This is a genomic window from Pseudomonas sp. CAU 1711 (genome assembly GCF_039888625.1).
Taxonomy (GTDB): domain Bacteria; phylum Pseudomonadota; class Gammaproteobacteria; order Pseudomonadales; family Pseudomonadaceae; genus Aquipseudomonas.
The window spans coordinates 1-5,746 of sequence record NZ_JBDQQT010000029.1 but is presented as its reverse complement, the minus strand read 5'-3'; the positions used below and the strand labels follow the sequence as shown (position 1 = coordinate 5,746).

The window sequence follows — 5,746 nt, the reverse complement described above, 5'->3', positions numbered from 1 at the left end:
GAACATGGCCCACTTCACTCACCTGGAAGACGTCTACTTCACCTACCGCAAGATCGTCTGGACCCACGAAGTGTCCGGCACTTCCGGCTCCGACGACTGGCGTTCGCCGATCTCGGCCTAAGGTAGGCCCCTCTCCCTCTGGACAGATCGGCAGGACAGCCGATTTGGGCAGCGTTAGCTGGTTAAGGACCGAGTCACAGGGATGTGGCGAGTCCAGAGGGTCGGGGTGAGGGAGGCATTTTTGCCCCCCGCGTCACGGCACGCCCGTGGCGCATCCCCGACAATGCCCGGGCTCGCCGGTCAGCGAGCCACCCCATCGGCCAGCACGACTGGCCGATGCCCTTTCGGCAGAAGGAACAACGGATGTTCGCCCCCGCCAACCAGACCCATTTCAGCCTGAGCCTGCCCGCCGTCCCGCACGACCTGCAGGTGCTCGAGTTCAGCGGCCATGAGGCCCTGTCGCGGCCTTTCGCCTTCGAGCTGACCCTGGTCAGCCAGCGCCCGGACCTCGACCTCGAGGCCCTGCTCGGCCAGCCGGCTTTTCTGACCCTGAGTGCCGACGGCGCAGGCATCCATGCCCTGGTGCACAGCGCCGCGCAAGGCGACTCCGGCCAGCGCCTGACCCGCTACCACCTGAGCCTGCGTCCGCAGCTCAGCTGGCTGGGCCACCGCACTAACCAGCGCATTTTCCAGCACCTGACGGTGCCGCAGATCGTCGCCCAGGTGCTGAGCGAGCACGGCATCCTCGAGGGCTCCGGCCAGCGCATGCAGCTCGGCGCGATTTATCCCGCGCGCGACTACTGCGTGCAGTACGACGAGACCGACCTGCACTTCATCCAGCGCCTGTGCGAGGAAGAAGGCATCCATTACCACTTCCAGCACTCGGCCGACGGCCATGTGCTGCTGTTCGGCGACGACCAGACCGGCTTCGCCAAGCTGCCGAGCACCGCCTACCAGCAGGACTCCGGCCTGGTGGCGGACGAGCCGGTGATCAAACGCTTCGCCCTGCGCCTGGCCACCCGCACCAGCCGGGTGACCCGCCGCGACTACGACTTCGAAAAGCCGCGCCTGCAGCTGGAGGCCGCACATAAAGGTGAGGCCAGGCCGGACCTGGAAGACTACGACTACCCCGGCCGCTTCAGCGAGCGCGCGCGCGGCAAGATTCTTTCCCAGCGCGCCCTGGAGCGCCACCGCAGCGACCATCAGCTGGCCGAGGGCGAGAGCGACCAGCCACTGCTGCGCAGCGGCCACTTCCTCAACCTGAGTGAGCACCCACGCGGCGACTGGAACCAGCTGTGGCTGCTCAACGAGATCCACCACGAAGGCAAACAGCCGCAGGTGCTGGAAGAGTCCATCACCGCTTTTCCCCCTCTCCCCCTGGGAGAGGGCCGGGGTGAGGGAGCAACAGGCCCCTCGAACGACTTCCACCAAGGCTACCGCAACCGCTTTAGCGCCACCCCCTGGGACATCCCCTGGCGCCCGCCGCTGGACCACCCCAAGCCACGCATCCTTGGCAGCCAGAGCGCCGTGGTCACCGGCCCGAAGGGCGAAGAGATCCACTGCGACCCGTACGGCCGGGTAAAAGTGCAGTTCCACTGGGACCGCGAAGGCCAGGCCGACGACAGCACCAGCTGCTGGCTACGCGTCAGCTCCAGCTGGGCCGGCGACCGCTACGGCGGCATCGCCATTCCGCGCGTGGGCATGGAAGTGCTGGTCACCTTCCTCGAGGGCGACCCCGACCAGCCGCTGGTCAGCGGCTGCCTGTACCACGCCGAGCATGTGGTGCCCTACGACCTGCCGGCGAACAAGACCCGCACGGTATTCAAGACCCTGAGCAGCCCGGGCGGTGGCGGCTACAACGAACTGCGCATCGAGGACCGCAAGGGCCAGGAACAGATCTATATCCACGCCCAGAAGGACTGGGACGAGAACGTCGAGCACGACCAGAAGATCCGCATCGGCCACGAACGCCACGACACGGTGGAGGCCAACAGCTACACCGAGCTCAAGGCCGAGGAACACCGAACCACCCATAAGGACCGCAAGACCGAGATCCGCGCCAACGACCACCTCAGCGTGGCGACCACCCAGCATGTGAAGCTCGGTACGGGGCAGTTCGTCGAGGCGGGCAACGAGATTCACTACCATGCCGGCAGCAAGGTAGTCATAGACGCCGGCATGGAGCTCACCGCCAAGGGCGGCGGCAGCTGGCTCAAACTCGACCCCGGTGGCGTGACCCTGAGCGGCGCGACTATAAAGATGAATTCGGGAGGTGCGCCTGGCAAAGGCTCAGGTATTCAGATACTCGGGCCAGCAATTCCTTGGGCGGCGGATCAGGACAAAGCAGGCAATCTTCTGAAGCGGGCACACCGTAGCTATAAGGCACGCTACCTGTTGTTGGACGAGAAAACTGGCAAACCGCTGGTGGGAGCCCCCTACACACTTAAGCTGGCCGACGGCTCGCAGCTGGCCGGTTACTCAAACCATGAAGGCAAAACCTTCCTCGTCCATAGCGCCGAACCCGCTCAGGTCGAACTGCTAACCCCCAGTCGTCAGCCAGAACCACAAGAGCCTTTGTTCATGGCCGGCGACAGCACACCCAAGGACATGACCCTGGATCTGAAGAACGCCAACCCGGAGGGCGCATAAATGGCGACAATGCAACCGCAAACGCCACAAGGCTGCACCACCACGAGCGTCGAGGGCACGGTAAAGGAAGCCCCTCTGCCCAATCCAAGCAACAAGCCCTATTTGATGGAGAAGGCCAATTACGCAGTGCGCTTTCCACGCCTGTCGCTCAAGAAATTGCCCAATGGCATCGCTAGTCAGGTGGAGCTCAAACAACTGGTCATGAGCGGTCTGATCCGAGCCGATGAATACCGCTGGAATTATCTATGGGACTACAAGGCAGAGGTCTGCTTCGACATGACCAGACTGCCACCTACGCCCTTCCTCAGCACATCGGGCTGGAGTAAGGGTCAAGCCCCCGACCCGATGCGTCGCCATACGTTGGTTCCCTTCCCCTCCGGCATGACGCCAGGTTTGCTACGTCGGCCGGATGTCATCATCGTGCAGAACCGAGCAATACGTTGGCCGGGGCAAGCCGGGGCTGATCATCAGGGTGTGATGCACCCGGACAATCTGGCAAGGGTGGTTGAGGTCAAATTTCCGGGAGACAACTTAGGGCCAGGTCAGGAGCGTGCGTATATCCAAATCGCAGGCGGCCCAAACCGCTTTACTGTGCTGGAAATCAATGACTGCCGGGACGACGGCGAGCGTGAGCGTGAACGCCAGTACAACGAGGCCAACCAGCCGACCGGGAACAGCAACCCACTGCACTGGCCGGTCGTACCTCCACTGATGCCACCACAGACTCCTGGCAGCAAACCCCGCCCAGCACCAGTGCCGGTACCTGTCTATGGGCCGCAACCCACACCCAAGCCGGCACGGGTGGAGAGCTGGACCCAGCAGGCACAGGAGGCCATCGACGGGCTTCTGGAGCAGGGCGCCGAAGGTATCCGTCAGCTCTCCGCCGAGATGCAGCAGCATCTGGAGGAAGCTGCCACCTGGCTAGGCAGCAAAGGCGAATGGGTGCGCCGGGAATCGCAAAAGGCCTGGGAATGGGTCAGCGAGACCGGTGCCAAGGTGGTGCGCTGGACCGACGAACAACTGCGCGCCATCTGGCAGAAAATCCAGCACTACACCGATCTGACCCTCGACATGCTGCGCCAGATCGACTGGGTACAGGTGCTGATCAATATAGGTGTGGCGGTAGCCACGGTGGTGGTCACTATCCTCATTGCCAAAGCTCTGGTGGCGCTCAGCATTCCCGCGGCCATCGTGGCCGGACTGCTGGCTATCGTCCACCTGGCTAGGACCTCCTGGGCGGTGCTGGTCTCCATTCTAGGTGGCACCGCCGCGACTGCGGCCGTTGCCGCTGGCTAAGAGAACCCTATGAACGCATTGGAAAAACTTACTAAGCACGCCGCAGATCTAGCATTCGAGCTGCCAGATGGCACTCCAGTAGTGAAGCTGGGATTGATAGCCACTCTTTACTTCAAGGAGGGCTATACAGCAGAAAGTAAACAGAGAGTGGCGGAATGCTTCGAGCGCTTTTATAAAGAGTTTGCTCCGCATCTGAAAGGGCAGTATTTCGGGCGCTACAAAAAGCTGACGCCAAGCAACTTCGGTAAAAGCTGCAGCCATATTTTGGCAACCGGACCGAATGAAGAGGTTGAATGGTTTTTGAGTAGCGCTTCAACTGCCTTAGAGGCAGCTGAATACAGCATCTCAACGCTAAACTCCTTCGAAGTTCACGGCGACAAAGTGCGCTCGTATCTCAAGCTCGTTATGCCTTGGTCTTTTCTCTCTGAGCCCAGTGGGCTTGAGCGCTATCAGGAATGGCTTGTTTACCTCTGCAACAAGGTCAAGGCCGAGCATGGCTATGGGGGCTTGTCGAGTATCCTGCCATTCGACTATCACAGTTATATGCCCACCGAGTTTCAACTAGCCCAGCAATATACTGGACTGGAAGTCGACTCCATGGCTCATATTTCAACTCTTAAGCTGATTGAACATATCAAGGGCATCAACTGGTTCACCGTTCTAGGTAACACCTTTACCGAGCGTCTAGGCGGAGAGGACGCCATCCGCCATGCCCTGAGCGGACACGGTGATGTGGAAGTCCAGACCTATGATCAGGGCCTCATCATTCGGGCAGGCGAGTATCCAGAACTAGGTGCGAAGGACGATGGCTTACCTGCAGCCTATGTAGCGGTCAACAGAGTGGCCAGGCCGGTGCGTATTCCCAACCCCGACCAGCTGCACAGCTACTCGCCCTACGGTGACTGTTTCGACATGGAAAGCACTGCCCGCTGGTATTCCCGTTTCGACCAAGAGGACAGCGCGCCTACATCTCCGGCGCGCATCGAGGCAGGCAAACGCTGCCCCCAAACCGGCTACTGGTTCAGCCCCGCCCAGCAAAACTCCAGACGTTATTTCACACAGGGCGAGATCATGCCGGAGTTCAAAGACTCACCCTGGGGCGCCACCATCTGGTATTGGGCCAGCGCGACATAAATAGCCCCCTGGCGCTTAACCGATCTGAGCAATGAGGGGCTTGGCGTCAGCGGCGAGCATATCGCCGACTATATCTGCGCATATGAACTGGGCTGGGGAAAAGACTGGGACGACCATGACAAGGGTGTCGAGGGGAGATGGCAAGAGGGAAACCTGAAAGCCTTAAATAACCGCGCTACGCGACAGCATATTGAGCTCTTATAGTCGCCATCTCTTCTACACCCCCCTCTACCACCCCAGCCAGAGCCCCAGCAAGCACGCCGAGGCACGACTGAGAAATCACTCGGAAGAAAGCCACAGCAATCATCAGGCTTTCCACTATGGGGAGGAAGAGATTCGCACCGCCGTAAATAAGCGAAAAACCGCTCTGACCAAGAAGTATGGCGAGCAGCCCACTCTGCAACTCGAAAAGGCCTCTGTATGAATAGGCGCCAACCCTTCATCACTGAATCTTACTACCGGGCAGCCATTACCTTCTTTGATGAAACGTCTGATCGCTGGGCGAACCAAAAAATGCAGGCTGACACCCCGGAACAAGAGCTAGGGAAGGTCTGAACTAGACCGGTTTTTCTGGCTGACTTCGGCCTTCGCCAACTTTGAAAGCGGCCAGTGGGTCAAAATCGACCAGATGGCTCGCTCATTACGGTGTTTCTGGCCGCCGCAAGCA

At 60.5% G+C, this 5,746-nt stretch carries 3 protein-coding genes and 1 pseudogene; all 4 read left to right on the top strand.

Annotated elements, in window-relative coordinates; all coding sequences use genetic code 11:
• A pseudogene (locus AAFN46_RS20450) lies at window positions 1-121 on the top strand (type VI secretion system tube protein Hcp); the annotation flags it as partial.
• Between the two features lie 242 nt (window positions 122-363).
• Window positions 364-2,649 (top strand): type VI secretion system tip protein TssI/VgrG, encoded by a 2,286-nt coding sequence (gene tssI / locus AAFN46_RS20445; RefSeq protein WP_347810534.1) that lies wholly within the window; start codon window positions 364-366, stop codon window positions 2,647-2,649.
• Window positions 2,650-3,945: a VRR-NUC domain-containing protein gene (locus AAFN46_RS20440; protein ID WP_347810533.1), complete on the top strand. Its 1,296-nt coding sequence runs from the start codon at window positions 2,650-2,652 to the stop codon at window positions 3,943-3,945.
• Window positions 3,946-3,954: 9 nt separating this feature from the next.
• A complete protein-coding gene (locus tag AAFN46_RS20435) occupies window positions 3,955-5,079 on the top strand; it encodes a DUF3396 domain-containing protein (RefSeq protein WP_347810532.1) in 1,125 nt (374 codons plus the stop codon).
• Window positions 5,080-5,746: the final 667 nt, after the last annotated feature.